This window comes from Pseudalkalibacillus sp. JSM 102089, assembly GCF_041366475.1.
In the GTDB taxonomy this organism is placed as follows: Bacteria; Bacillota; Bacilli; order Bacillales; family Guptibacillaceae; genus Guptibacillus; species Guptibacillus hwajinpoensis_B.
The window spans coordinates 1-2,937 of record NZ_JBEWYW010000028.1 but is presented as its reverse complement, the minus strand read 5'-3'; the positions used below and the strand labels follow the sequence as shown (position 1 = coordinate 2,937).

Genomic DNA, 2,937 nt, shown 5'->3' with positions numbered 1-2,937 from the left:
CCTTGTTCCTTGAAAACTAGATAGCACAAACAACGACATCCAATAATTATTTTTTATGCAATAACTTAGTAATAACTGATGCGTTATGGCAGCAATGCCTAACAAATCGAAGGTTAAGCTACTAAGGGCGCACGGTGGATGCCTTGGCACTAGAAGCCTAAGAAGGACGGGACGAACACCGATATGCTTCGGGGAGCTGTAAGTACGCTTTGATCCGGAGATTTCCGAATGGGGGAACCCACCATCTTTAATAGGATGGTATCCATTTCTGAATACATAGGGAATGGAAGGCAGACCCGGGGAACTGAAACATCTCATTACCCGGAGGAAGAGAAAGCAAACGCGATTTCCTGAGTAGCGGCGAGCGAAACGGAATCAGCCCAAACCAGAGGGCTTGCCCTCTGGGGTTGTAGGACGTCTCTTTGGAGTTACAAAGGCACGGATAGACGAAGCGACCTGGAAAGGTCCATCAGAGAAGGTAACAATCCTGTAGTCAAAATCCGATGCCCTCCGAGACGGATCCTGAGTACGGCGGGACACGTGAAACCCCGTCGGAATCCGGGAGGACCATCTCCCAAGGCTAAATACTCTCTAGTGACCGATAGTGAACCAGTACCGTGAGGGAAAGGTGAAAAGCACCCCGGAAGGGGAGTGAAAAAGAACCTGAAACCGTGTGCCTACAACTAGTTGGAGCCCGTTAATGGGTGACAGCGTGCCTTTTGTAGAATGAACCGGCGAGTTACGATCCCGTGCAAGGTTAAGCTGAGAAGGCGGAGCCGCAGCGAAAGCGAGTCTGAATAGGGCGAAATAGTACGTGGTCGTAGACCCGAAACCAGGTGATCTACCCATGTCCAGGGTGAAGTTCAGGTAACACTGAATGGAGGCCCGAACCCACGCATGTTGAAAAATGCGGGGATGAGGTGTGGGTAGCGGTGAAATGCCAATCGAACCTGGAGATAGCTGGTTCTCTCCGAAATAGCTTTAGGGCTAGCCTCGCGGCAAGAATCTTGGAGGTAGAGCACTGATTGGACTAGGGGTCCTTACCGGATTACCGAATCCAGTCAAACTCCGAATGCCAACGATTTATCCGCGGGAGTCAGACTGCGAGTGATAAGATCCGTAGTCGAGAGGGAAACAGCCCAGACCACCAGCTAAGGTCCCAAAGTATACGTTAAGTGGAAAAGGATGTGGCGTTGCTTAGACAACCAGGATGTTGGCTTAGAAGCAGCCATCATTTAAAGAGTGCGTAATAGCTCACTGGTCGAGTGACGCTGCGCCGAAAATGTACCGGGGCTAAACGTATCACCGAAGCTGTGGATTGTCTTACGACAATGGTAGGAGAGCGTTCTAAGGGCTGTGAAGTCAGACCGAAAGGACTGGTGGAGCGCTTAGAAGTGAGAATGCCGGTATGAGTAGCGAAAGACAAGTGAGAATCTTGTCCGTCGAAAGCCCAAGGTTTCCTGAGGAAGGCTCGTCCGCTCAGGGTTAGTCGGGACCTAAGCCGAGGCCGAAAGGCGTAGGCGATGGATAACAGGTTGATATTCCTGTACCACCTCCTTTCCGTTTGAACGACGGGGGGACGCAGAAAGATAGGGAGAGCGCGCTGCTGGAAATGCGCGTCCAAGCGATTAGGCTGGTGAATAGGCAAATCCGTTCACCGTGAAGGCTGAGTCGTGATGGCGAGGGAAATTTAGTACCGAAGTCCTTGATTCTACGCTGCCAAGAAAAGCCTCTAGTGAGGAAAAAGGTGCCCGTACCGCAAACCGACACAGGTAGGCGAGGAGAGAATCCTAAGACGATCGGGAGAACTCTCGTTAAGGAACTCGGCAAAATGACCCCGTAACTTCGGGAGAAGGGGTGCTTCCTCGGGTTTATAGCCCAGGGGAGCCGCAGTGAAAAGATCCAAGCGACTGTTTAGCAAAAACACAGGTCTCTGCAAAGCCGTAAGGCGAAGTATAGGGGCTGACACCTGCCCGGTGCTGGAAGGTTAAGAGGAGGGGTTATCCCTTACGGGAGAAGCTCTGAATCGAAGCCCCAGTAAACGGCGGCCGTAACTATAACGGTCCTAAGGTAGCGAAATTCCTTGTCGGGTAAGTTCCGACCCGCACGAAAGGTGCAACGACTTGGATACTGTCTCAACGAGAGACCCGGTGAAATTATAGTACCTGTGAAGATGCAGGTTACCCGCGACAGGACGGAAAGACCCCATGGAGCTTTACTGTAGCCTGATATTGGATTTTGGTACAGCTTGTACAGGATAGGTAGGAGCCATAGAAGTCGGACCGCCAGGTTCGATGGAGGCGTCGGTGGGATACTACCCTGGCTGTACTGACATTCTAACCCAGCACCGTGATCCGGTGCGGAGACAGTGTCAGGTGGGCAGTTTGACTGGGGCGGTCGCCTCCTAAAGTGTAACGGAGGCGCCCAAAGGTTCCCTCAGAATGGTTGGAAATCATTCGCAGAGTGTAAAGGCACAAGGGAGCTTGACTGCGAGACCTACAAGTCGAGCAGGGACGAAAGTCGGGCTTAGTGATCCGGTGGTTCCGCATGGAAGGGCCATCGCTCAACGGATAAAAGCTACCCTGGGGATAACAGGCTTATCTCCCCCAAGAGTCCACATCGACGGGGAGGTTTGGCACCTCGATGTCGGCTCATCGCATCCTGGGGCTGAAGTAGGTCCCAAGGGTTGGGCTGTTCGCCCATTAAAGCGGTACGCGAGCTGGGTTCAGAACGTCGTGAGACAGTTCGGTCCCTATCCGTCGCGGGCGCAGGAAATTTGAGAGGAGCTGTCCTTAGTACGAGAGGACCGGGATGGACACACCGCTGGTGTACCAGTTGTTCCGCCAGGAGCATAGCTGGGTAGCTACGTGTGGAAGGGATAAGTGCTGAAAGCATCTAAGCATGAAGCCCCCCTCGAGATGAGATTTCCCACAGCAT

Annotated in this window: 1 rRNA gene; it reads left to right on the top strand. The window is 52.6% G+C overall.

From position 1 onward, the window contains the following. Positions 1-111 precede the first annotated feature (111 nt). Positions 112-2,937: ribosomal RNA gene (locus tag ABVF21_RS22595) — 23S ribosomal RNA — on the top strand; the annotation flags it as partial.